Origin of the sequence: Winogradskyella sp. HaHa_3_26 (assembly GCF_019278425.1) — a bacterium.
GTDB lineage: Bacteria > Bacteroidota > Bacteroidia > Flavobacteriales > Flavobacteriaceae > Winogradskyella > Winogradskyella undariae.
In genome coordinates this window covers 2,173,517-2,197,466 of sequence record NZ_CP058981.1, presented here as the reverse complement: position 1 = coordinate 2,197,466, position 23,950 = coordinate 2,173,517, and the positions used below count along the sequence as shown (strand labels likewise).

At 32.2% G+C, this 23,950-nt stretch carries 24 protein-coding genes; 8 read left to right on the top strand and 16 right to left on the bottom strand.

The genetic code is table 11. The annotated features are described in order from the left end of the window. Positions 1–137: 137 nt before the first annotated feature. The 6 genes from H0I32_RS09510 to trmB form a co-directional block, all read right to left on the bottom strand. Entirely contained in the window at positions 138–1,193 is a 1,056-nt protein-coding gene (locus tag H0I32_RS09510) for an NAD(P)/FAD-dependent oxidoreductase (protein WP_179313534.1), read from the bottom strand. A 154-nt stretch (positions 1,194–1,347) separates the two neighbouring features. Then, a complete protein-coding gene (locus H0I32_RS09505) occupies positions 1,348–1,590 on the bottom strand; it encodes a NifU family protein (protein ID WP_179313535.1) in 243 nt (80 codons plus the stop codon). Positions 1,591–1,645: 55 nt separating this feature from the next. Then, the gene (locus H0I32_RS09500; protein WP_173586259.1) at positions 1,646–2,782 is read right to left on the bottom strand and encodes an Mrp/NBP35 family ATP-binding protein; all 1,137 of its coding nucleotides are present in this window, start codon (positions 2,780–2,782) and stop codon (positions 1,646–1,648) included. A 239-nt stretch (positions 2,783–3,021) separates the two neighbouring features. Then, a complete protein-coding gene (locus tag H0I32_RS09495) occupies positions 3,022–3,351 on the bottom strand; it encodes an MGMT family protein (protein ID WP_179313536.1) in 330 nt (109 codons plus the stop codon). Positions 3,352–3,408: 57 nt separating this feature from the next. After that, the gene (locus H0I32_RS09490) at positions 3,409–4,038 is read right to left on the bottom strand and encodes a LysE family transporter (protein WP_173586257.1); all 630 of its coding nucleotides are present in this window, start codon (positions 4,036–4,038) and stop codon (positions 3,409–3,411) included. A gap of 2 nt (positions 4,039–4,040) precedes the next feature. Then, positions 4,041–4,715, bottom strand: coding sequence for a tRNA (guanosine(46)-N7)-methyltransferase TrmB (trmB, locus tag H0I32_RS09485; RefSeq protein WP_179313537.1), 675 nt, complete (start codon positions 4,713–4,715; stop codon positions 4,041–4,043). Between the two features lie 103 nt (positions 4,716–4,818). On the opposite strand from trmB, the gene H0I32_RS09480 reads away from it, so the two are divergent. Further along, positions 4,819–5,886, top strand: a complete 1,068-nt coding sequence (locus H0I32_RS09480; RefSeq protein ID WP_218841344.1) for a glycosyltransferase — start codon at positions 4,819–4,821, stop codon at positions 5,884–5,886. On the opposite strand, the gene H0I32_RS09475 is transcribed toward H0I32_RS09480, so the two are convergent. Together H0I32_RS09475 and H0I32_RS09470 are read right to left on the bottom strand one after the other, a co-directional pair. Continuing rightward, a complete protein-coding gene (locus tag H0I32_RS09475) occupies positions 5,855–6,907 on the bottom strand; it encodes a sensor histidine kinase (protein WP_173586255.1) in 1,053 nt (350 codons plus the stop codon). The two genes, H0I32_RS09480 and H0I32_RS09475, sit on opposite strands and share 32 nt — an antisense overlap. Beyond that, positions 6,907–7,593, bottom strand: coding sequence for a response regulator transcription factor (locus H0I32_RS09470; protein WP_179313538.1), 687 nt, complete (start codon positions 7,591–7,593; stop codon positions 6,907–6,909). Before H0I32_RS09470 ends, H0I32_RS09475 begins: the two co-directional genes overlap by 1 nt. Positions 7,594–7,823: 230 nt before the next feature. Here H0I32_RS09470 and H0I32_RS09465 point away from each other — a divergent pair, with 230 nt between their 5' ends. Further along, positions 7,824–9,614: a T9SS type A sorting domain-containing protein gene (locus H0I32_RS09465; RefSeq protein ID WP_179313539.1), complete on the top strand. Its 1,791-nt coding sequence runs from the start codon at positions 7,824–7,826 to the stop codon at positions 9,612–9,614. Positions 9,615–9,694: 80 nt separating this feature from the next. Continuing rightward, the gene (locus tag H0I32_RS09460; protein WP_179313540.1) at positions 9,695–10,675 is read left to right on the top strand and encodes an acyl transferase; all 981 of its coding nucleotides are present in this window, start codon (positions 9,695–9,697) and stop codon (positions 10,673–10,675) included. A gap of 177 nt (positions 10,676–10,852) precedes the next feature. On the opposite strand, the gene tyrS is transcribed toward H0I32_RS09460, so the two are convergent. Beyond that, a complete protein-coding gene (gene tyrS / locus H0I32_RS09455) occupies positions 10,853–12,163 on the bottom strand; it encodes a tyrosine--tRNA ligase (RefSeq protein ID WP_173586251.1) in 1,311 nt (436 codons plus the stop codon). A gap of 162 nt (positions 12,164–12,325) precedes the next feature. Between tyrS and H0I32_RS09450 the strand changes: the two genes are divergently transcribed. Further along, on the top strand, positions 12,326–13,348 hold the full coding sequence (locus H0I32_RS09450; RefSeq protein WP_179313541.1) for an NAD-dependent epimerase/dehydratase family protein: 1,023 nt from the start codon (positions 12,326–12,328) through the stop codon (positions 13,346–13,348). Here the strand turns inward: H0I32_RS09450 and H0I32_RS09445 are convergent. The 3 genes from H0I32_RS09445 to H0I32_RS09435 are packed head-to-tail and all read right to left on the bottom strand — an operon-like array spanning position 13,345 to position 15,944. Further along, positions 13,345–13,863 carry a DUF4296 domain-containing protein gene (locus tag H0I32_RS09445; protein ID WP_179313542.1) on the bottom strand — a complete coding sequence of 173 codons (519 nt, stop codon included), beginning with the start codon at positions 13,861–13,863 and terminating at the stop codon, positions 13,345–13,347. The genes H0I32_RS09450 and H0I32_RS09445 overlap by 4 nt on opposite strands. An 8-nt stretch (positions 13,864–13,871) precedes the next feature. Beyond that, the gene (locus tag H0I32_RS09440; RefSeq protein WP_394366307.1) at positions 13,872–15,212 is read right to left on the bottom strand and encodes a dihydroorotase; all 1,341 of its coding nucleotides are present in this window, start codon (positions 15,210–15,212) and stop codon (positions 13,872–13,874) included. 9 nt (positions 15,213–15,221) lie between these two features. Beyond that, entirely contained in the window at positions 15,222–15,944 is a 723-nt protein-coding gene (locus H0I32_RS09435) for a polyprenol monophosphomannose synthase (protein ID WP_173586247.1), read from the bottom strand. Between the two features lie 146 nt (positions 15,945–16,090). On the opposite strand from H0I32_RS09435, the gene H0I32_RS09430 reads away from it, so the two are divergent. Both H0I32_RS09430 and H0I32_RS09425 read left to right on the top strand, forming a co-directional pair. After that, positions 16,091–16,741 carry a DUF4271 domain-containing protein gene (locus H0I32_RS09430; RefSeq protein ID WP_179313544.1) on the top strand — a complete coding sequence of 217 codons (651 nt, stop codon included), beginning with the start codon at positions 16,091–16,093 and terminating at the stop codon, positions 16,739–16,741. A 16-nt stretch (positions 16,742–16,757) separates the two neighbouring features. Continuing rightward, positions 16,758–17,507, top strand: a complete 750-nt coding sequence (locus H0I32_RS09425) for a uroporphyrinogen-III synthase (RefSeq protein ID WP_173586245.1) — start codon at positions 16,758–16,760, stop codon at positions 17,505–17,507. A gap of 73 nt (positions 17,508–17,580) precedes the next feature. On the opposite strand, the gene pckA is transcribed toward H0I32_RS09425, so the two are convergent. Next, complete coding sequence (pckA, locus tag H0I32_RS09420; protein ID WP_179313545.1) at positions 17,581–19,197, bottom strand: phosphoenolpyruvate carboxykinase (ATP); 1,617 nt, start codon at positions 19,195–19,197, stop codon at positions 17,581–17,583. A 65-nt stretch (positions 19,198–19,262) separates the two neighbouring features. After that, entirely contained in the window at positions 19,263–19,652 is a 390-nt protein-coding gene (locus tag H0I32_RS09415) for a DUF423 domain-containing protein (RefSeq protein WP_179313546.1), read from the bottom strand. Positions 19,653–19,720: 68 nt separating this feature from the next. Between H0I32_RS09415 and H0I32_RS09410 the strand changes: the two genes are divergently transcribed. Both H0I32_RS09410 and H0I32_RS09405 read left to right on the top strand, forming a co-directional pair. Then, the gene (locus tag H0I32_RS09410) at positions 19,721–21,085 is read left to right on the top strand and encodes a saccharopine dehydrogenase family protein (protein WP_179313547.1); all 1,365 of its coding nucleotides are present in this window, start codon (positions 19,721–19,723) and stop codon (positions 21,083–21,085) included. A gap of 90 nt (positions 21,086–21,175) precedes the next feature. Beyond that, a complete protein-coding gene (locus H0I32_RS09405; RefSeq protein WP_173586241.1) occupies positions 21,176–21,646 on the top strand; it encodes an Lrp/AsnC ligand binding domain-containing protein in 471 nt (156 codons plus the stop codon). A gap of 50 nt (positions 21,647–21,696) precedes the next feature. On the opposite strand, the gene H0I32_RS09400 is transcribed toward H0I32_RS09405, so the two are convergent. Both H0I32_RS09400 and H0I32_RS09395 read right to left on the bottom strand, forming a co-directional pair. Next, complete coding sequence (locus H0I32_RS09400; protein ID WP_179313548.1) at positions 21,697–22,734, bottom strand: aldo/keto reductase; 1,038 nt, start codon at positions 22,732–22,734, stop codon at positions 21,697–21,699. Between the two features lie 224 nt (positions 22,735–22,958). Further along, positions 22,959–23,918, bottom strand: coding sequence for a flagellar motor protein MotB (locus H0I32_RS09395; RefSeq protein WP_179313549.1), 960 nt, complete (start codon positions 23,916–23,918; stop codon positions 22,959–22,961). Positions 23,919–23,950 lie beyond the last annotated feature (32 nt).

Sequence of the window (23,950 nt, the reverse complement as noted above, 5' to 3'; positions counted from 1 at the left end):
TTCTATAAAAAGACCTCATAAGTTTCAGAAACCTATGAGGTCTAATGATATGCTAATTTATATAAAAAGCTATAAAATATTTGTAAGCATAAAAAAATATACTTTTGATTATTTATAGTTCAAAAATATTAAGCCTGTTAATCAATTGCTTTTACAACTGCTTTAGGAGCTTCTTTACGCGTACCATCAAAACCATCAACACCAGCAACTGTAGTATATTTTAAAACGTAACGTTTACCTGGATTAATAATTTTATATGCTGATTGACACATTAAAGTCGCTTCATGAAAACCACAAAGAATTAATTTTAACTTCCCTGGATAAATATTAACATCTCCAATAGCATAGATCCCAGGAATATTTGTCTGATAATCTAATGCATTATTAACTTTAATAGCATTCTTTTCTATTTCTAACCCCCAATTTGCAATGGGACCTAGTTTTGGCGACAAACCAAAAAGCGGTATAAAATGATCAGTTTCTAATAAAATTGGCTCTTCACCCTTTTTAGTGACTTCAACATTTTCAACTTTACCATTTCCGTTGATCCCTGTAATTTCAGCAAGAGTAATAAGGTTAATTTTTCCTTGATTCTTTAATTCCTGTACTTTTTCAACAGAATCTAAATGCCCTCTAAATTCATTTCTTCGGTGAATTAATGTAACACTAGAAGCAATATCACTTAAAAAGATACTCCAATCTAATGCCGAATCACCACCACCAGCTATCACAACTTTTTTATCGCGATAAAGTTCTGGCTCTTTAATCATGTATTCTACTCCACAATCTTCAAAATCTGTAATATTATCTAACTGAGGTTTTCTTGGCTCAAAACTTCCTAAACCACCAGCTATAGCAATGACAGGCGCTTGGTGTTTTGTTCCTTTGTTTGTAGTTACAATAAAACTTCCGTCTTCTTGTTTTTCAATAGTTTCAGCTCTTTCACCTAATGTAAAACCAGGTTCAAACTGTTTACATTGTTCCATTAATTTATGCGTTAAATCACCTGCTAAAATCTCTGGATAAGCAGGAATATCATAAATTGGTTTTTTAGGGTAAAGCTCAGAACATTGCCCACCTTGTTGTGGTAATGCATCTATTAAATGGCAATTTAATTTTAGAAGTCCTGCTTCAAAAACTGCAAAAAGCCCTGTTGGGCCAGCACCGATAATAAGTATGTCTGTTGTAATCATTTAATTCCTGCTAAGGCAGTAATAACATAGATTGCTACCTTATTTTTTTGGGTTAAAAAACCTACAAGGTTTTAAAACCTCGCAGGTTATTATATTTCTAATTAGAGAACAAAATTACTAATGTCATTTTAATCAGAATGTGATAAATATCACATTATTTTTCTACATTAATAACTTTATCAATTTGTGGAGCATACTTTTTAATCGTCATTTCTACACCAGACTTTAATGTCATCTGATTAACACTACAAGAAGTACAAGCCCCAACAAGTTGTACTTTCACAAATTTACCTTCATCAATAGATAATAAATTAATATCTCCGCCATCATTTTGTAAAAACGGACGAATTTCTTCTAATGCTTTTTCAACATTTACTCTAAGTTCTTCTGAGTTCATTTGCTTATTTTTCTTTATCCAATCTTAAAAAAACATTAATAAAATTGATGGACTATTATTTTTTAACTGCAGAACAACCTGCCATTGTTGTAATTTTAATTGCTTCAGTCGCTGGCAAAGCATCATTTCTATCTACAACTTGCTGCACAACATCTCTGGTTATAGCTTCAAAAGCTGCTTCAGTTGGTGTAGCTGTTTGTAATGCTGCTGGTCTACCGATATCTCCGGCTTCTCTAATACTTTGTACGATAGGAATTTCACCTAAAAATGGAACTTTTAAATCTTCAGCTAAGTTTTTTGCACCTTCTTGACCAAAAATATAATATTTATTATCAGGAAGTTCTGCTGGAGTAAAGTAAGCCATGTTTTCTATAATACCCAAAACAGGTACGTTAATACTATCTTGCTGAAACATTGCAACCCCTTTTTTAGCATCTGCTAAAGCTACATTTTGTGGTGTGCTTACCACAACGGCTCCTGTAATTGGGAGTGCTTGCATAATACTTAAATGAATATCACCTGTTCCTGGAGGTAGATCGAGTAATAAGAAATCTAATTCTCCCCAAGCGGCATCAAAAATCATTTGATTTAATGCTTTAGCTGCCATTGGTCCTCTCCAAATTACAGCTTGATCTGGTTTTGTAAAAAAGCCAATAGATAATATTTTAACGCCGTAATTCTCTACAGGTTTCATCTTAGATTTACCATCAACATTTACTGATAGTGGACGTTCGTTAGCAACATCGAACATAATTGGAATAGAAGGTCCGTAAATATCAGCATCTAAAACACCAACTTTAAAACCCATCTTAGATAATGTTACTGCTAAATTTGCAGTTACAGTAGATTTACCAACACCACCTTTACCTGATGCTACAGCTATTATATTTTGAATACCAGGAATCGCTTTTCCTTTAATTTCATTTTTAGATTCTGCCGCAGGTGCTTCAACTTTTATATTCACCTTTATTTTTGCTTTTTCATACACTTCTTTATGTATGGTTTGCAAAATTTCAACTTCGGTCTTTTTACGAGCCTGAAGACTTGGATTTTTTATAGTAATATCTACAATAACTTCGTCTGCAAAAGTTACAACATTAGTAACGGCTCCACTATCTACCATATTTTCACCTTCACCAGGTGCTGTAATGGTTTTTAGTGCATTTAATATATCTTGTTTAACTAGTTTCATACAATGTTAAAATTGAATAAGATAGAGCAACAAATTGACGCCCGATTCTTTCCTTATTAAGATTAATTCTAAAAGCAAAGATACTCAGAAAATGTTAGAATGTAAACTACATAAATTGAATTGTACAATTGTAAGATTGGGTTTAACAATCGTTCTAAAAAAGATATTAAGAACCGATTAATCCATAAATAAATGCGTTTATATAAGATGAAGTAATTCTAACGTATTAAAAAAGAATCTTAAAGCTCTTTTGCTGGATCCCAATAAATAGATTCTAAATTTTGAATCTGATTTTCGATAACCTCAACACCTTCATTTTCTAAAAGCTGCTGCATTAGATTAGTCCCTTCAAAATGATGTTTACCCGTTAAAAGCCCTTTTCTATTTACAACACGGTGCGCTGGTACATCTTTATTATGAGAAGCATTCATAGCATAACCAACAATCCTGGCACTTTTAGCAGCACCTAAATACTTTGCTATTGCTCCGTAACTCGTTACTTTTCCGTAAGGAATTTTTTGAGCAACTTCATAAACTTTTTCAAAAAAACTAAGAGTTTCTGGTTTCATTTGTTCTTATGGATTGCATTCAAAATAACCTCAACAGAAATCATGATTAATACTACTTTAAAAATCTTTTAAAATATTAAAAAGAGTTACTAATGCAATAAGTCCTGTGATGATACCAATACTTAAATTCATGCTTTTTTGAGACGTGAATTTTCGATCTTTAATTTTATCAAAAAAGAAAATATAGAAGTATAACATAACAAAAGTCCCTGTTGCGGCACCTGTGACATAGGTAAGGATACATGTTTTTTCAAAACTCATCCAGCCAAAAGACACCAAAGTGATGGTCATATATGCTTGGTAAGGAATAGGAAACACATTAAGGCTAGACAATAACATACCATGTAATAATCTACCATGTTTACTCTTTCTTTCTTTCTTCTTTTTAGGCTCTCCTTCTTTTGAAGCTAAAAGCAAAAAATAAATAGTAATTAGAACAAATATTACAAAAGCGACCCGCTTAAGTATAGCAATGATATCTGGGTGATTAGACAAATATCGAGCAAAAATAGAAGCTGCATAAGTTTGAATAAAAACAACTATACAAACCCCTGTAGAAAACATAATACCACGACTTGCACCTTCCTTTAGGCTAATTCTAGCAGCGGTCATGTTTAACAATCCTGGCGGAACAATCCCTATGAGCGCCACAAAGAATCCAAGAAAAAAAATGAAGGTTATATCCAAATTTATTTGATTTTGAATCTGATGTATGTAATCGCTTTGTCTTTCTCTAAATACTGATTTTCGTAAAATGTTTGAATTTCAGTAACTTCTTCCGGACTTCCCTCTTGTCTATACACATCATGATTAGCATATAAAACTTCGTGATTAGCACCATGCAACAAACCAAGTGTATAACCGTGCATAAACTCACTATCTGTTTTAAGATGCATTAAACCATCTTCTTTTAGGACTTTTTTGTAGCGCTCTAAAAAGCTCAAGTTAGTCATTCTATGCTTGGTTCGCTTGTATTTAATCTGTGGATCTGGAAAAGTAATCCAAATTTCATCGACTTCATTTTCTTCAAAAACATATTCAACAAGTTCTATCTGTGTTCTAATAAAAGCAACATTAGGAATATCTTCTTCAATAGCCGTTTTTGCACCACGCCAAAAACGAGCTCCCTTTATATCTATACCAATAAAGTTTTTATTTGGGTATCGTTTTGCTAAACCAACAGTATATTCTCCTTTACCACAACCTAATTCTAAAACTAAAGGGTTATCATTTTTAAAGACCTCTGATCTCCATTTACCTTTTAATTTATAAGTAGCATCAACTAACTCTTCTCTAGAAGGTTGATATACATTATGAAAGGTTTCATTTTCTCTAAAGCGTTTAAGTTTATTTTTACTTCCCACAGCTATTTTAGTTTGTCTTCAATATTAATAATTTGGTAAAATTAAGGAAACATTTTAGGTTTATCTTTGTTTAACACATTGATCTGTAAAAATAATATAACATTTGGAATCGATAACCCACAGAAAACGCATTTTAGTCGCTCCGTTAAATTGGGGTTTAGGCCACGCTACCAGATGTATTCCTATTATAAATAAACTAATAGCTCATAATTTTGAACCTATTATAGCTAGTGATGGTTTTGCTTTAGAATTATTAAAAAAAGAATTCCCTAATCTAAAAGCGATAGAATTACCTTCTTACAACATCACCTACGCCAAGAAAGCAAATAGTTTTAAATTAAAACTTATAAAAGACTCACCGCATCTTTTAAAAACTATTAAAAAAGAAAAAAAAGCGATAGAGAAAATAATTGAAACAGAACAAATTATTGGGATCATCTCTGACAATCGCTTTGGTGCAAGACATAAAAATATTCCTTCTGTTTTTATTACGCATCAATTACGCGTATTAAGCGGAAATACAACTTGGCTTAGTAGTAAATTACATCAAAAAATAATATCTAAATTTGATGCGTGTTGGGTTCCTGATCATAGCGGAACAAAAAACTTAAGTGGGAACTTAGGGCACGCTGAATCTTACACAACAGCTGTAAAATATTTAGGTCCTTTAACACGATTTAAAAAACTGGATTTAGAAATAAAATACCGACTCCTTGTATTATTATCTGGACCAGAACCGCAACGCACCTATCTTGAAGAAAAATTATTAAAACAATTAAAATCTTATAAAGGGCAAGTCTTATTTATTAAAGGACAGGTTGAGACAAAGCAGCAGATAGCAATTGAAGACAACATAACAATCTGTAATTTCATGACAAGTAAAGCGCTTGAAATTGCTATAAACGAAAGCGAACTGATACTAAGTAGATCTGGTTACACCACCATTATGGATTTAGCTAAACTTGAAAAGAAAGCCTTCTTTATACCAACACCTGGACAGTTTGAACAAATGTATTTAGCTAAAAAACTAGACTCTGAAGGCATTGTTCCGTGTTGTAAACAGGATAAATTTAAAATTGAAATGTTAGATAAAGCTAAAGATTACTGTGGTTTTAACTCTATAGAATCTGAAGTGGATTTTAATGAACTGTTTGAGATTTTTCGAGCGTAAAAGAAAATTCACTTCCCACACCAAGTTCACTTTCTATATAGATTTTCTCTTCATGTGCTTCAATAATATGCTTCACAATAGCGAGACCTAAACCAGAACCTCCTTCTTTACGAGAACCACTTTTATCTACACGATAGAAACGTTCAAATAAACGTGGAATATTTTGTTTAGAAATCCCTTCACCATTATCCGTTACTCTGATAATAGCTTTGTTTTTAATAAGATTTTCTATACTAACTTCAGTCGTTCCTTTATCTCTTCCGTATTTAATAGAGTTTACGATTAGGTTTGTAAGAACTTGTTGAATACGCTCTACATCTCCATAAACCATAATAGGTTCTTTATAATCTATATCGAAAGTTAGTGTAATTTTCTTTTTTGAAGCTTTCATCTCAAAAAGATCAAATACACTTTTTATCAACTCTACAATATCAAAATCTTCTTTGTTAAGACTTAGATCTCCTACTTCTAGCTTACTAATCATATCTAAATCTTTTATGATATAAATAAGACGCTCAACACCTGCACTTGCTCTAGCTAAATACTTGTCTCTAATTTTCTCATCGTCTTTAGCTCCATCTAAAAGCGTAAGAATATAACCCTGAACGGTAAATAATGGTGTTTTAAGTTCATGAGAAACATTACCCATGTACTCCTTTCTGTATTCTTCTCTAACTTTTAGAGTTTCAATTTCAATCTTTTTACTCCTTGCGTATTTATCAATTTCTCGTGTTAAGGTTCCCATATCTGTGGTTATGGGTTGTTGCCTTAAATTGGTAGATTCTAAAAGTGTAATATCGTCATATATTTTTTTTACGCGACGATAAATAAAATGTTCTACACGATATTGAATAATTGAAAAGCAAAGCGGAAAACAAATCAGTGGAAAAAATATAACTTCCCAACTAAATGTATGGTTGTAATACAAAAACATAACCACAAGACATGTAGTGAACATCGTTACGTATAACGATGTTCTAAAAGCAAATTTATAAGTTTTTTTTATGTTATTTTTCCGCATTAGTCCACAAACTTGTAGCCTACACCTTTTACGGTTTTAAAGGATTTGTCCCCAATTTTTTCACGAAGCTTTCTAATATGGACATCAATTGTTCGTCCTCCGACTACAACTTCATTTCCCCATACTCTGTCTAAAATTTCATCGCGTTTAAATACTTTACCTGGCTTAGTTGCTAGCAAAGATAATAATTCAAACTCTTTTCTTGGTAATGTAATTTCTTCGCCTTTATTGGTAATTTTATATTCATCTTTATAGATTACTAAATCACCTATCGTAACTATAGCATCCGTTGCCGCGTCAACATCTTTAAGTCTCCTTAATAATGCTTTTACTTTACTCACTAAAACTTTTGGTTTAATAGGCTTAGCTATATAATCATCAGCTCCGGCATCAAAACCAGCAACTTGAGAATAGTCTTCCCCTCTTGCTGTTAAAAATGTAATTATTGTTTCGTTTAAATCAGACTGTTCTCTAATACGCTCACAAGCTTCAATACCATCCATTTCTGGCATCATCACATCTAAAATAATTAAATGCGGTTTATGTTTTTTAGCTTTCTCAACGGCTTCAATACCATTTTCACCAGTAAAAACTTGGTAGCCTTCTGCAGATAAATTATAACCTACTATCTCTAAAATATCTGGCTCATCATCTACCAATAATATTTTAATATTTTTTTTTTTCAAAATTCAAGAGCTTTTTAGTTGGACAAATATATAGCATAACTACATTAAGATAATAAATATACAAAATTGATAACAATTCGCTAACATTAGATTTATAAGTCATTGACGTTAAGAAGCACCTGATTTTAATGATGTTAAGTAATTGTAAAATGACAACTATTAATGACTCTGATTCTTAAAACTCACTATTTGTTATTATATTTGTTGTCTAACTTTTATACAATTAAATTATGAAAAAAATTTACTTTTTATTATTTACTCTTCTATTTACAGCGGCGAGCTCTTTTGCGCAAGTTGTTATAAATGAAATTGATGTAGATACACCAGGTTCAGATACTGCTGAATTTGTAGAATTAAAGGCGGCACCTAACACATCGTTAGACGGCTATATTGTTGTTTTTTTTAATGGAGGAAATGATTCTAGTTATGGCGCTTGGAGTTTAGATGGAAAAACTACTGATGCTAATGGCTTTTTTATTTTAGCAAACACGAGTCTTGTTTCTGGAAGTGATATTGACTTACCTCCTGGAGGATCTGGATACATCCAAAATGGTGCAGATGCTATTGCAATTTATCAAGATGATATTGCTAACTTTCCTAATGGAACAGCACCAACAATGACTAACCTTATCGATGCTATCGTTTACGGAACAAGTGATGGTGATGACGCTGAGTTGTTAACAGGTTTAGGCGAAACAGTACAATATGACGAAGACCTTAACGGTGCTAAAGATACTGAATCTCTTCAGCTGAATGCTGCAGGAACTGCTTTCAATACTAAAGCTGTTACTTTTAGAGACTTTAACGATGCTGCGGTTTGTGCATTAAGTTTAAGTTCTACTTCTGCCGTATGTGACGCGTTCACTCCTGGTACAGATACTTACACTGCTACCGTTGATTTTTCTGGTGGTGGAACAGCATCTTACACTGTAACTGCTAATTCTGGTACGGTTGATTTTTCTGCTGGAGATCCTTCTACTGATGCAACAGGAACAATAACAGTAACTGGTGTTGCTGAAGGAACTGATGTAATGATTTCTGTTGTAGATGGTGCACTTTGTGATTTAAGTAGCACAGTAACTAGTCCTGAATGTTTACCTTCAAATACATTACCACTTTATGAAGGTTTTGATTACACCGTTGGAAATGACCTTGGAACTGAAGCAAATTGGAATAATTTTAGCGGATCAACAAATCCTATAGACGTTGTTTCTGGTAGCTTATCTTACACTGGTTTAGTAGCCTCTACTGGTGAATCTGTTTTCTTAGAAGGAGGTGCTATTGATTCTGAGCTTACATTTACACCTGTAACTTCAGGAGATGTATTTGCTTCATTTATTATCAATGTTAGCGATTTATCTAACATCACTGACACTACAGATGGTGGTTATGTTGTTATATTAGGTGATTTTGATGCTAGACTTTGGATTCACCCAGATACTGATCCTGTTGGAACTACTTATGACATTGCTCTAACAAATAGCAGTACTGGAGAAAACTTTTCTACAACTAAATACAATGTTGGTGATGATGTTTTAATCGTTATGAGCTATAATATTCAAACTGGTGCTATTAATGGATGGATCAATCCTGCTAGTACTGATTTCGGTGGTTCTGCACCAACAGCAACATTAACAGATACAGATACTTCACCAAGTTCAATTATAGATACTTTTGCTTTAAGACAAGATTCTACGGGTGAAACACCAGCTATGATTTTTGATGAATTACGTATTGGAACATCTTGGGCAGATGTTACACCAAGCACATTATCATTAACTAACGTTAATAGAAACGCATTTTCAGTTTACCCTAACCCTATAACTTCTGGGATAGTAAATATTTCTTCTACTAACAGTGAGGCAATTTCTGTTCAAGTATTTGATGTCTTAGGTAAGCAAGTTAAAAACGAAACTTTAACAAACAACACGTTAAATGTTTCTAACTTAAAGTCTGGTATTTACATCGTAAAAATCACTCAGAACAATGCGACTACAACTAAGAAATTAGTAATTAAGTAAGCATAATTCTTAATACATTTTTATTAAAGCGTAGCTCAAAAATTTGAGCTACGCTTTTTTATTTTCCATACTTTTGCAATATGATATCTAAAGACGACATTTTTAATATAAAATCTGATGCTGAGTTTGAAACTATAGCTTTAGAAGTTTTTAAATTTCAGTTTCAAAACAATAAAGTATACCGTTCGTTTTGCGACTTACTATACAAGCATCCTGCAGATGTAAAAAAAATTACTGATATTCCTTTTTTACCGATTGAGTTTTTTAAATCTCGAGAGGTTGTAAGTTCTTCAGAACCTATAGAAAAAACATTTTCAAGCTCGGGAACAACAGGAAGTATAACAAGTAAACATTTGGTAACAGACATAAAACTCTATGAAGAGAGTTACCTCAATGCTTTTAAACACTTTTATGGCAATATAGAAGATTATGTGGTTTTAGCTTTATTACCATCTTATTTAGAACGTGACGGATCTTCTTTGATTTATATGGTGAATGATTTAATAGAGAAATCTAAACAACCAGAAAGTGGATTTTACCTCAACAATCTTGAAGAATTAGCCGAAACATTAAAAACATTAGAAGCCAAGAAACAAAAAACATTATTAATTGGTGTTTCTTTTGCTCTACTCGATTTGGTGGAGCAATACCAACTGAACCTAAAACACACCACTATAATGGAAACAGGTGGTATGAAAGGCAGACGAAAAGAAATTATTAGACAAGAACTCCATCAAATTCTACAAACAGGATTTGGAGTCTCTGAAATACATAGTGAATATGGAATGACTGAATTATTGAGTCAGGCATATTCTAAAGGTAATGGTGTTTTTGAATGTCCGCCGTGGATGAAAATATTAACACGAGATACTGAAGATGCATTAACTATACAAACCCCAAATAAAACGGGAGGTATTAATGTTATTGACCTCGCAAATAAAAATTCTTGTTCTTTTATTGCTACTCAAGATTTAGGCAAAACCTTTGATAATAAACAGTTTGAAATCATTGGTCGCTTTGATAATTCAGATATTAGAGGTTGTAACTTAATGGCCTTGTAAGGAATTAAATTTGGCTACGACTTAAGTATAGCTATGAAAAAGTAAGATTTTCATGAATTGATTGATTGATTGATTGATTAAAATGCTCAATAGAAATATTGAGCATTTTTTATATAAAAAAAATCTCATTGATTATGAAACCAATGAGATCTTATAAAATGTTGAATTTATTTTTTCTTAAATCACTTCTAAAATAAAGTTCGTTTTCTTACCTCTACTCAAGATAATATATTTATCGTGAATTAAATCTTCAGACGATAACATATAATCTTCTTTTACTTTAACTTTATTAACTGCTACTGCATTTTCTTTTAAAGCACGTCTAGCATCTCCATTAGAACTTAAAAACTCAGTTTTTGCTGCCAAAGCACCAATCATATCTAGTCCTTCATTAAATTCAGCAATAGAAATCTGAGCATGTTTTACACCTTCAAAAACATCTAAAAATAAAGATTCAGACAATTGTTTAATTTCATTTTTAAAATCTTTACTAAACAATATTTTAGAAGCTTTTACTGCATTATCATAATCCTCTCTACTGTGTACAAAAACAGTAACTTCTTCTGCCAAACGTTTCTGCAATGCTCTAAACCCAGGATCTTCATTGTGTTCTGCAATTAAATTTTCAATAGTTTCTTTATCTAAGAATGTAAAAATCTTAATATATTTTTCAGCGTCTGCATCTGTAGTATTCAACCAAAATTGGTAAAATTTATATACGCTAGTTTTATCGGTATCTAACCAAACATTTCCACCTTCACTTTTACCAAATTTAGAACCATCTGCCTTTGTAATTAAAGGACAAGTCATAGCATATGCCTTTGCCTGGTCTTCACCATCATGCATACGTCTCACTAATTCAGTACCTGTAGTTATGTTTCCCCATTGGTCACTTCCTCCCATTTGTAATTTACAACCCATAGTTTTGTACAAATGATGAAAATCGTAACCCTGAATTAATTGGTAGGTAAACTCTGTAAAAGACATTCCAACATTACCTTCGTCACCACTTAAACGTTTCTTTACAGAATCTTTAGCCATCATGTAGTTTACTGTGATACGTTTACCAACATCACGAGCAAAATCAATGAAACTAAAGTTTTTCATCCAATCGTAGTTATTTACTAAAACCGGAGCATTATCATTTGTTGAATTAAAATCTAAAAAACGAGATAATACACTTTTTATTCCTGCTACATTGTGAGCTAAAGCTACTTCATCTAACAAGTTTCTTTCGTCACTTTTCCCTGAAGGATCACCAATCATACCCGTAGCACCTCCTACTAAAGCCACAGGTTTGTGACCTGCTTTTTCTAAATGAACCAACAAAATTATTGGCACTAAACTTCCGATATGTAACGAATCTGATGTCGGATCAAAACCAATATAAGCCGTGGTCATTTCTTTATCTAATTGCTCTTCCGTTCCTGGCATCATATCATGTACCATTCCTCTCCAACGTAACTCTTCTACAAATTTATTTGCCATTGCTTTTTTCTTTCAAAATTGATTTGCACAAAGATAAGTTTCCACACTTAAAGACAAAAGACAATTTTAACCCAATTTACTTCTTCATATTTATTAGAAGTAAAATCTTTAAAACAAAAAATGCCTCATAATAAAAGTCTGAAATTAATGTAACTTTGCCTTATGGTTTTAGTCACAGGAGGTACAGGTTTGGTTGGTTCGCATTTACTTTTTCAACTTTTGAAAAGTGATCAACCGATACGTGCAACTTATAGAAATGAAAAAACTTTAGAACGTGTAAAACATGTTTTCTCTTATTTTTCGGATAATGGTGAAGCTCTATTTAATAAAATTGAATGGATAGAGGCTGATATAAACAATATTCCTCAACTTCAAGATGCGTTTAAAAACATTACATACGTATATCATTGTGCTGCTATTGTATCGTTTGAACCTCATCAATATAAATTATTAAGAACAATAAATATAAAAGGCACTGCAAACATTGTTAATCTGTGTATAACTCATAAAGTAAAAAAACTATGCTACGTCAGTTCTATTGCTGCTGTTGGACAGCATAACAATCCCGAAAAACTTATTGATGAAAAAACCGAATGGACCCGAGAAGACGACAACTCCATTTATGCCATTACAAAATATGGTGCAGAACTAGAAGTATGGCGCGGTACACAAGAAGGTTTAGATGCTGTAATTGTTAACCCAGGAATTGTATTAGGAGCTGGTTATTGGAATGGTGGCAGTAGTGGTAATTTATTTAAACGTATTTATAAAGGCATGCCTTTTTATACCAAAGGAGTTACCGGTTATGTTGATGTTTGGGATGTTGTAAATGCCATGAAGAAACTTATGGAGAGTCCTATAAAAAATGAAAGTTTTATTTTAGTCTCAGAAAGTTTAAGTTTTAAATCTTTTTTTACAAAAACAGCAAATGCTTTAAAAGTTAAACCACCAAGCAAAGAAGCTAAACCTTGGTTATTAGCAATTGCATGGCGATTAGATTGGTTAACACACTCAATTTTAGGCAGACCTAGAACGCTTTCTAAGCAAACTTCAAAATCTGCTGTAAGTATTACTAATTATAATGCTTCAAAAATAAAAGACACTTTGGGTTTTGAATTCAAATCAATAGATAAAAGTATTGAAGAAGTCAGCGAATTATTTATTAAAGATACTAACAGTCATTAATTTTTAGTAATAACTGTTGTATCTATCACCTTTTTAATAGTATCCATTTTAAGTAAACTTTTCTTCATCACTTTTGGAACTTTATTAATTGAATCTTTTATGTTCTTTATAGAGTCTTTACGATTCTTTATAGAATCTCTTCGATTTTTAATGGAATCTGTTTCTAATTGTCTTAAATCATCAAAAACCTTCTTTTCTGCTTCTAATCGCTCTTTGGTTTTGTCTACAATCGCTTTATATACTTCTGGGTCAAAAGCGTAATAGTTATTGCTTTCGGCAAATCTTGTGCTATCTAAATTATACTTTTCGAGTATATAGGTTTCTGGATTAAAATTTTTCTCTTCTAGAAGTTTCCTATTTACTCCTTTTGCTGCACTAACAACATATAAGTCATAAAACAGATCAGACATTTGCGCTTTAGATATTAAATTATCTGGCTTTTTTGGTCGCTTAAGATCATCACAAGCTAAAACCAAAACACCTAAAATTATTATAATACTAATTTGCTTCAACATCTTAAATTCTATCTATCAAAAGTTAATCGTTCACCTGCTTTTACGTCTAAAACATTAAAATTGTTATAAACTAGTTTCCCATTTACAAACGTATGCGTAATTCTACTTTTAAACGTATTACCTTCAAAAGGAGACCAACCACATTTGTAAAGAATATTACTTTTATTAACCGTCCAAGGGCTTTGTGGATTTACAATAACCAAATCAGCAAAATACCCCTCTTTAACATAACCTCTTTTTTCTACATTAAATAATATAGCGGGGTTATGACATGCTTTTTCTACAATCTTTTCTACAGAAATCTTACCTTGATGATGTGCTTCCATCAATGCCATTAATGCATGCTGAACTAAAGGTCCACCAGAAGGTGCTTTTGTATAAGGATTAGTTTTTTCTTCTAAAGTATGAGGTGCATGGTCTGTAGCAATAACATCAATTCTGTCATCTAACAAAGCTTTCCACAACTGCTCTCTATCTTTAGTTGTTTTTACTGCTGGATTCCATTTAATATGACTCCCTTTTTTTGCATAATCTTCATCTGAAAACCATAAATGATGCACACAAACCTCAGCTGTAATCTTTTTGTCCTTTAATGGAATTTTATTTGAAAACAATTTGGTCTCTTTTCCTGTTGAAAGGTGAAATACATGTAATCTTGCTCCTGTCTTCTTAGCCAATTCAATTGCTTTTGAAGAAGAAATATAACACGCCTCTTCACTTCTAATTACAGGATGCAATTCCATAGGAATATCATCACCATATTGCGCTTCGTATTTTGCTAAATTTTCTTTAATCGTTGCTTCATCTTCGCAATGCACAGAAATTACCATGTCTGTACTAGAAAATATTTTTTCGATCACCTTTGGGTCATCAACCAACATATTTCCTGTAGAAGATCCTAAAAACAACTTTAAACCTGCAACTGTTTTTGGATCAACTTTTAAAATTTCGTCTAAATTATCATTTGTACCACCAAACATAAATGAATAGTTAGCGTAAGATGATTTTGCTGCAATCGCAAATTTTTCTTCTAGCTTTTCTATTGTTGTGGTTTGTGGATTGGTATTAGGCATCTCTATAAAAGAAGTAATTCCACCAGCAATAGCCGCTTTAGATTCTGATTCTATATTGGCTTTATGTGTTAATCCAGGCTCTCTAAAATGCACTTGATCATCAATCATTCCCGGAAAAACGTAATTCCCTTCTGCATCAATTACTAATATATCCGCAGATTTAACACTAATAGAACTGTCAATTTTTTTTATAATATTGTTTTCAATATAAATATCTCCTTCAACAATTTTTCCTTCGTTGACGATTCTTGCATTTTTAATAAGGGTATTCTGTATCATGTTCTTTTACTTCGTAAATAAACTTTTAATTTTTAAACTAATCACACCAAAAATAGCTTCAGTTATAATACCTCCACTCATTTTTGATTTTCCTTTTGTTCTATCTTTAAATATAACAGGTATTTCTACAATTTTAAAGCCTTTTTTATGCGCTTTAAATTTCATTTCAATTTGAAAAGCGTAACCAACAAATTTTATCTTTTTAAGGTTGATGGCTTCTAAAACAGTTCTATGATAACAAATGAATCCTGCTGTAGAATCCTTAACTTTCATTCTTGTTATTAATCTCACGTAACGCGATGCTCCATAAGATAAAAGAATACGAGACAAAGGCCAATTTACAACTGTAATTCCTTTTACATAACGAGATCCGACGGCTACATCTGCACCATCAACAGCACATGCTTTGTATAATCTTGGAAGATCATCTGGATTGTGTGAAAAATCAGCATCCATTTCAAAAACATACTGATAAGATCTTTCTAAAGCCCATTCAAATCCGGCGATATAAGCCGTACCTAAACCACTTTTTTCTTTACGCTCTAACAAAAACAATTGATCTTTAAATTCTTGCTGTAACTTTTTAACGGTCTCAGCTGTATGATCGGGTGAATTATCATCAACAATTAAAACGTGAAAATCCTTCTGTTCAGAAAACACAGTTCTAATGATTGATTCAACATTTTCAATCTCATTATAGGTTGGTATGATGACAATCGCGTCTGACATTAACTCACTTTTAAATCTACTTGTTCGTGGCCTTTTAAAATTTTAACAAAAATAAAGTTTTTAATATAAAAAATGTCGGAATTAACTTTTTTGATAGATATGAATTGGACACCTTAAATTAAGCGCATTTTTTATAATTTAGCGCCATGCGAAATTATATAACACATGAGTGGTTTACCATTTTTACAATCATTGGATTGTTTACCATTACTGTTGCTAAATACCTAAATTCACTTCGCTTTAAAGACTTTATGTATGTTATAGGAAACTCTAAATACCTTAAAATATACTCAAAAGAGCGAAAAAAAATTGATCTATTTGATAGTTTTCTATTTATAAATCTTTCATTATCATTAAGTGTTTTTATTTATTTCGCCTATTCTACATTTATAGAACCTCTAAATTTTGAATTAATTTCGTTCTTAAAATTAGTGTTTTTAGTCTTCTCTATTATCATTACAAAAATAGTATTAGAGCGTTTAATTGGAAGCCTCTTTGAAATAGACAGTCTAATAACCAACTATTTATTTCAGAAAACAACATTTAAAAATTTTTCCGGAATCCTGTTTTTAGTAGCAAATTTGTTTTTATTATATACAGATATCAACATTAGTATCGTCTTGATATCAGCATTCATAACTGTTTGCCTTGTAAACGTCATTGGTTTTATATCTTCATTCAAAACTCATCAAAAAACAATTAATCCTAATTTTTTGTATTTTTTATTGTACCTTTGCGCTCTCGAAATTAGCCCTTATATTCTTTTATATAAGCTAATTAGAGAATATAACGCTTAAAACACAAGCATTCCGTATGAAAGTGAAAACAATTTTAGTATCGCAACCAGAGCCTAAAATAGAAAACTCACCATACTTTGATCTGCAAGAAAAGCAAAAAGTTAAAGTAGACTTTAGACCCTTTATCCATGTTGAAGGTGTATGTTCTAAAGACGTGAGACAACAAAAAGTTGACTTAAGTAAATTCACAGCTATTATCCTTACAAGTAGAAATTCCGTAGACCATTTCTTTAGAGTCGCAGACGAATTGCGTTTTAAAGTTCCTGATTCATTGAAATACTTCTGCCAGTCTGAAGCTGTTGCTTATTATTTACAAAAATATGTGGTGTATAGAAAACGTAAAATCTATGTTGGGAAACGTACATTTGAAGATCTTATACCTTTAATTAAAAAATATAAAGACGAATCGTTTTTATTACCAACTACTGACAAAGTAAAACCTATTATTCCAGAATTATTAGATGGTTTAAAAGTCAATTGGAAACAAGCTACTTTTTACAGAACCGTAATTAGTGATTTATCTGATTTATCTAATGTAACTTATGATATATTAGTGTTCTTTAGCCCATCTGGCATTGAATCCTTATTTCATAACTTTCCAGACTTTAAGCAAAATGAAACTCGTATTGCTGTTTTTGGAAACACCACAGTTCAGGCAGTAAAAGAAAAAGGATTGCGTGTAGATATTTCTGCACCAACACCAGAAACACCTTCTATGACTATGGCATTACAGAAATATATTGATTCTGTAAACAAAGGAAAATAGTTTAATTACTATAAAACATAAAAAAAGCGATTCTAAATTTAGAATCGCTTTTTTAGTTCATATAAGTTATTTTTTAAAACGAGTAACGTTGTGGGCCACCACGTCTTACTTCTTCTGATGCATAAGACTCAAATTCTTTAAAGTTTTCTCTAAATGCATTTGATAATTTAAATGCCATAGTGTAATATGCTTTATCATCGTTCCATGTTGTTCTAGGACTCAACACTTCTGTTGGTACTCCAGGACAACTTCTTGGTTGTGCTACACCAAAAACAGAATGGATATGGTAATCCTCATAAGTGTAATCACCCAAATCACCATTTAAAGCTGCATTAATCATCGCTCGTGTATATTTTAATTTCATACGTGTTCCTACTCCGTAAGGACCACCTGTCCAACCCGTATTTACCAACCAAACATTTACACCTGCTTCTTTCATTTTTTCACTTAACATCTTAGCATATTCCGTTGGATGCAAAGGCATAAAAGGCGCTCCAAAACAAGCTGAAAAACTTGGCACTGGCTCTACAACACCTGCTTCTGTACCTGCAACCTTAGCTGTATAACCAGAAATAAAATGATAAGCTGCTTGACTTGGTGTTAGTTTAGATATCGGAGGCAATACACCAAAAGCATCTGCTGTTAAGAAAAATATATTTTTAGGATTTTCTCCTATTGATGGTTTTCTAATGTTATCTATATGGTAAATTGGGTAACTTACTCTTGTATTTTGTGTAATGGATGTATCTTCAAAATCAACATGACCTTTGTCATCCATAATCACATTTTCGAGAATAGCTCCTTTTTTAATCGCAGCAAAAATCTCAGGTTCTTGTTCTTGAGATAGATTAATCACTTTTGCATAACAACCACCTTCAAAATTAAAAACAGAGTTTTCAGCTGTCCAACCATGCTCATCATCTCCAATTAAACTACGATTAGGATCTGTAGAAAGCGTCGTTTTTCCTGTTCCAGATAGACCAAAGAAAATAGCCGTATCATCTTCCTTGCCAACATTTGCACTACAATGCATTGGTAAAGTGTTTTTAAACACAGGAAGAATAAAGTTTAAGGCAGAGAAAATTCCTTTTTTAATTTCACCTGTATAACCAGTTCCTCCAATTAAGGCAATCTTACGTGTAAAATCTAAAATGGCAAAGTTATGCTGACGTGTTCCATCAACTTCTGGATCTGCCATAAAACTTGGTGCATTAACAACAGTCCATTCGGGTGAAAAATCTTTTAATTCATCTTCCGTAGGACGGAGAAACATATTATAAGCAAACATATTACTCCAAGGATATTCATTGATAACTCTAATGTTTAGCTTGTAGTTTTCATCTGCACAGGCATAACTATCTCTCACATAAATCTCCTTATCAGATAAATAAGCAACCACTTTATCATATAACTTTTGAAACTTAGTACTCTCGAAAGGAATATTGATATCTCCCCACCAAATTTTGTCCTTGGTAATATCATCTTTCACAATAAATCGATCCATTGGTGAACGACCTGTAAACTCGCCAGTATTAACTCCTAGAGCTCCCGAAGACGACTCAACACCCTGACCTTTAGAGATAGTTTCAGCATGAAGTTCTTCTGACGATAATTGATAATTAACTTTTGCGTTTTTAATTCCATATTGATTTAACGAAATCGTTTTCGTAAACTGAGAATGGTTTGTCATAATATTAGTATTATTTAGTTATGTAAAACTAATATTATATTTTGAAACACCATATTTGGAGGCCATTAATTCCCTTTATTTCTAATTATACCAACTAATAAAAGTACCCAGCCAGTAATAAGTAATAAGCCTCCCAAAGGAGTAATGAGTGCAATAGATTTAAAATCGAAAGCTGAAAGTGTATTTGTTGCCAAACCATAAATAGACCCAGAAAAGAATATAACTCCGAAAAGTGTGAAATAAAAAATTAATTTTTTCATTTTTAAACTCACCATAGTTGTACTTCCTACTATGAGCAGAAAAAAAGCATGATAAAGCTGATAACGCACACCGGTTTCAAAAGTTTGAATAGCCGCTGTATCTACTAATTTTTGTAAACCATGAGCTGCAAATGCTCCTAAAATTATACCTAAAATCCCAAAAATGGTTCCCGTAATCAATAGTATCTTGTTCATAATAAGTATGCTTTACGTTTTTATTACTCTTCGATTCCTTATTTTCGTAGAACACAAATTTAGTCATTATGAGAAACATTTTAATTGTCGGAGCGGGTAAATCTTGTTCATACCTTATAAAGTATTTACTTGACCATTCTGAAACAGAAAAACTACACCTCACCATAGGAGATCTTAATGTAGAAAATGCTAAAAAACTCGTTGGCTCCCATCCTAACACAGAGGTTATTCACTTAGATGTTTTTAATACCGAATCGAGAACTGCTGCTGTAAAAAAAGCAGATATTGTAATTTCAATGCTTCCTGCTCGTTTTCATATCGAGGTTGCTAAAGATTGTATTACTTATAAAAAGAATATGGTTACAGCCTCTTATGTAAGTCCAGAAATGCAAGCCTTAGATGAAGAAGCCAAAGCCAACAATCTTATTTTTATGAATGAGATTGGTGTAGATCCTGGTATAGATCATATGAGTGCTATGCATGTTATTGACCGCATTAGAGATGAAGGCGGAAAAATGATCTTATTTGAATCTTTCACTGGTGGTTTAGTCGCTCCAGAAAGCGATAATAATCTATGGAACTATAAATTTACATGGAATCCTAGAAATGTTGTACTGGCCGGACAAGGTGGTGCTGCTAAGTTTTTACAGGAAGATAAATTTAAATACATTCCTTATAATCGCTTATTTAGACGTACGGAATTTTTAGATGTTGAAGAATATGGAAGATTTGAAGGTTATGCCAATAGAGACTCTTTAAAATATCAAGAAGTTTACGGTTTAGAACATGTAAAAACCTTATATCGTGGAACTATTAGACGTGTTGGTTTCAGTAGAGCTTGGAATGTTTTTGTACAATTAGGAATGACTGATGATAGCTACACTGTTGATGACAGTAATAATATGAGCTATCGCGATTTTGTAAATTCTTTTTTACCCTACAGCCCTACAGATTCAGTAGAACTAAAATTTAGACATGCGCTTAAAATTGACCAAGACGATATGGTTTGGGACAAGTTTTTAGAGCTCGATATTTTTAATCCTGAAAAAATGATAGAATTAGATAAGGCAACTCCTGCTCAAATTCTTCAGAAAATTTTAATGGATAGCTGGACGCTTAGTGAAGCCGATAAAGATATGATTGTTATGTACCATAAATTTGGTTACGAGCTCAATGGAGAAAAACATCAAATTGATGCGACCATGGTAACACTTGGCAAAGACCAAACCTATACTGCTATGTCTAAAACAGTAGGTTTACCTGTTGCTATTGCAACCTTAGCTATATTGAATGGTAAAATTAAAACTCCTGGTGTTCAATTACCAATTACTAAAGAAGTTTACACACCTATCTTAAAAGAATTAGAAGCTTACGATATTGTCTTTAAAGAATATAAAGTTCCTTATTTAGGTTATAATCCTTTAAATGTATAATATCAATATTTACACTATTAATTTAAAAAAGCGTTTCAATATGAAACGCTTTTTTTATCTTTCGATTTCAAATTAATAGTTTATATATTCATGAAAATTAACGATGGTGGTATTTACATAGATGGTATTGATAAAAAAATACTAAGAGCATTAATGGAAGATGCCAGAACTCCAATTCTCGAAATTGCTCGTAACGTAGGGATTTCTGGTGCTGCAATACATCAGCGTCTAAAGAAACTTGAAAAATCTGGACTTATTGCTGGATCTAAATTCATCATTAACCCTAAAGCCTTAGGATATACCACCATGGCTTTTGTTGGTGTGTATCTTGATAAAGCGATTAGTAATCCTGAAGCAGTAAAGCAATTACAAAAAATACCAGAAGTTATTGAATGTCACTACACCACAGGTAACTGGTCTATTTTCATTAAAATACTTTCTAGAGATAATGAGCATTTAATGCATGTCCTTAATTCTGAAATACAAAGTATCAAAGGGGTTTCTAGAACAGAAACATTTATCTCCTTACAAGAACAAATAAATCGTCAGATTAAGATCTAAAAAAAGCACGTATTTTCATACGTGCTTTTTTAATTTTGTTTATTTCAATATTATGGTGCTGGATTAGGAATCTCTGCATGCACCGCATTAATCGCTTTCATAACCTCATTCGATAACGAAATATTAATACTCTCAATATTTTCTGTTAACTGACTAAGATTGGTTGCTCCAATAATATTACTGGTAATAAATGGCCTTTCATTCACAAAGGCTAAAGCCATTTGTGCTAACGATAAATTATTATCTTCCGCAATTTTTAAATAGCGCTTAGTGGCCTCTGTAGCTTGCGCACTATTATAACGTGAAAATCTTGGAAATAATTTTAAACGCGCATCATCTGCAGCAGTCCCTTTAATGTATTTACCAGATAATACACCAAATGCCATTGGCGAATATGCTAAGAGTCCAATATTCTCGCGATGGGCAACCTCTGCCATATCACCTTCAAAAACCCTATTTATTAAAGAGTAGGCATTTTGAATGGTAATCATTCGAGGTAAACTATGCTGCTTAGATTCTTCTAAATAACGCATGGTTCCCCAAGCTTTTTCATTAGAAATACCAACTTGTCTAATTTTACCCGATTTTACAATGGCATCTAAACTGTGAAGAATTTCATTAAAATTATCTTCCCACTGATCGTCAGTATCAGGCGCATAATCACGTGTACCAAACGTGTTTGTATTACGTTCTGGCCAGTGCAATTGGTATAAATCTATGTAATCTGTTTTAAGGCGTTTTAGACTGTTTTCTACAGCTTCATTAAGGGCATCTTTACTAAAACCATTAGTTCTAATATGTGCTGTATAATCTCCTGTTCCTGCAATTTTTGTAGCTAAAACAACCTTATCTCTATTTCCTGATTTTGTGAACCAATTACCGATAATGCGTTCCGTTGCTGCATAGGTTTTTTCTTCTGCTGGAACTGGATAAAGTTCTGCACAATCAAAGAAATTAACACCTTTATCTAATGCTAAATCCATTTGAGAAAATCCTTCTTCTTGGGTATTTTGGTTTCCCCAAGTCATGGTTCCAAGACAGATTTTACTAACTTTTATATCGGTATTTGGTAATATTGTGTATTTCATAGTATAATTCTAAAAAAACAGGAATCTTATTTTAATTATTCTTTATAAAAACAAAAATCAATGTAACAATTTTATATTTAAAAATAGTAGACCTCACTAATTTCAAAATCAGTGAGGTGAATTAATATCACTTGTGTTTTAAATGATAAAGTAATCTACATAATTTGATTTTCTAATTCTACAAGTAACTTTGTTGTAAAAAAGTCTTGAGATAACAGTTAAAATTAAATATCGTTTAAAAGCTTAGAAATCTCATCTAACTTAGGTGTTAAAATCACTTCAATTCTTCTGTTTTTAGCTTTACCTTCTGAAGTATCATTAGTTGCAACTGGCGCATATTCACCACGACCAGCTGCCGTTAAATTTTCAGGATTAATAGCATCATTTTCTCTTAAGATATTTACAATTGCAGTAGCACGTTTTGCCGATAAATCCCAATTACCACTTAATTGTGCGTTTCCTTTATAAGGTACATTATCGGTATGTCCTTCAATCAAAACGGAGATTTCTGGGTTCTCAGCTAAAACACTACCCAATTGTTTTACAGCTTGTTTTCCTTGTGCTCCAACATACCAACTTCCAGATTCAAACAACAACTTGTTTTCCATAGAAATGTAAACTTTTCCGTTGCGTTGCTCAACCGTTAACCCTTTACCTTCAAAATTAGTTAAGGCTTTAGAAATCGCATCTTTTAATTTATGCATTGCAGCATCTTTACTTGCAATAACGTTTTCTAATTCAGCAACTCGTTGTGAACGGCTTTCTAATTCTTGTTTTAAAGCATTTAAACGTTCATTTTCTGCTGCTAATGCTTGTTCTTTTGCTTCTAATTGCGCTAAGAGCTCTCTATTTTTCTGTGAATTTTTAGCTATAGAAGCTGAACTATTTTCTTCTAAAGCTTGATAAGATGCTTTTAAAGTTTCTAAATTAGATTTAGCCGCAGCATAATCTGATTGCAACTTATCGCGTTCCGAAACAGCTTCGTTATAAGATTTTTCTAAATTATTTAAATCGTTAGTCAATTGTATTTTATCACTAGATAATGTTTCCAAATCATCAGATAAACCTCTATTTTCTTGTTTTAAATCGGCATATTTATCTTCAAGTTCTGTATATATTTTTTTAGACACACACGAGGTGAATAAAGTAATGGTTAAGGCTAGGATTGAAAGTCTTTTAATCATGATTCTTCTGTTAAATTGTTATTCTATTAATT

Excerpts from the sequence above, each read along its gene's own strand:
- H0I32_RS09435 (WP_173586247.1), bottom strand. The coding sequence starts at position 15,944 with ATGTCAGACGCGATTGTCATCATACCAACCTATAATGAGATTGAAAAT.
- tyrS (WP_173586251.1), bottom strand. The coding sequence starts at position 12,163 with ATGGCAAATAAATTTGTAGAAGAGTTACGTTGGAGAGGAATGGTACAT.
- H0I32_RS09405 (WP_173586241.1), top strand. The coding sequence starts at position 21,176 with ATGAAAATTAACGATGGTGGTATTTACATAGATGGTATTGATAAAAAA.
- H0I32_RS09410 (WP_179313547.1), top strand. The coding sequence starts at position 19,721 with ATGAGAAACATTTTAATTGTCGGAGCGGGTAAATCTTGTTCATACCTT.
- H0I32_RS09400 (WP_179313548.1), bottom strand. The coding sequence starts at position 22,734 with ATGAAATACACAATATTACCAAATACCGATATAAAAGTTAGTAAAATC.
- H0I32_RS09415 (WP_179313546.1), bottom strand. The coding sequence starts at position 19,652 with ATGAACAAGATACTATTGATTACGGGAACCATTTTTGGGATTTTAGGT.
- H0I32_RS09450 (WP_179313541.1), top strand. The coding sequence starts at position 12,326 with ATGGTTTTAGTCACAGGAGGTACAGGTTTGGTTGGTTCGCATTTACTT.
- H0I32_RS09460 (WP_179313540.1), top strand. The coding sequence starts at position 9,695 with ATGATATCTAAAGACGACATTTTTAATATAAAATCTGATGCTGAGTTT.
- H0I32_RS09505 (WP_179313535.1), bottom strand. The coding sequence starts at position 1,590 with ATGAACTCAGAAGAACTTAGAGTAAATGTTGAAAAAGCATTAGAAGAA.
- H0I32_RS09475 (WP_173586255.1), bottom strand. The coding sequence starts at position 6,907 with ATGCGGAAAAATAACATAAAAAAAACTTATAAATTTGCTTTTAGAACA.
- H0I32_RS09500 (WP_173586259.1), bottom strand. The coding sequence starts at position 2,782 with ATGAAACTAGTTAAACAAGATATATTAAATGCACTAAAAACCATTACA.
- H0I32_RS09495 (WP_179313536.1), bottom strand. The coding sequence starts at position 3,351 with ATGAAACCAGAAACTCTTAGTTTTTTTGAAAAAGTTTATGAAGTTGCT.
- H0I32_RS09395 (WP_179313549.1), bottom strand. The coding sequence starts at position 23,918 with ATGATTAAAAGACTTTCAATCCTAGCCTTAACCATTACTTTATTCACC.
- H0I32_RS09510 (WP_179313534.1), bottom strand. The coding sequence starts at position 1,193 with ATGATTACAACAGACATACTTATTATCGGTGCTGGCCCAACAGGGCTT.
- H0I32_RS09445 (WP_179313542.1), bottom strand. The coding sequence starts at position 13,863 with ATGTTGAAGCAAATTAGTATTATAATAATTTTAGGTGTTTTGGTTTTA.
- H0I32_RS09425 (WP_173586245.1), top strand. The coding sequence starts at position 16,758 with ATGAAAGTGAAAACAATTTTAGTATCGCAACCAGAGCCTAAAATAGAA.
- H0I32_RS09430 (WP_179313544.1), top strand. The coding sequence starts at position 16,091 with ATGCGAAATTATATAACACATGAGTGGTTTACCATTTTTACAATCATT.
- H0I32_RS09465 (WP_179313539.1), top strand. The coding sequence starts at position 7,824 with ATGAAAAAAATTTACTTTTTATTATTTACTCTTCTATTTACAGCGGCG.
- pckA (WP_179313545.1), bottom strand. The coding sequence starts at position 19,197 with ATGACAAACCATTCTCAGTTTACGAAAACGATTTCGTTAAATCAATAT.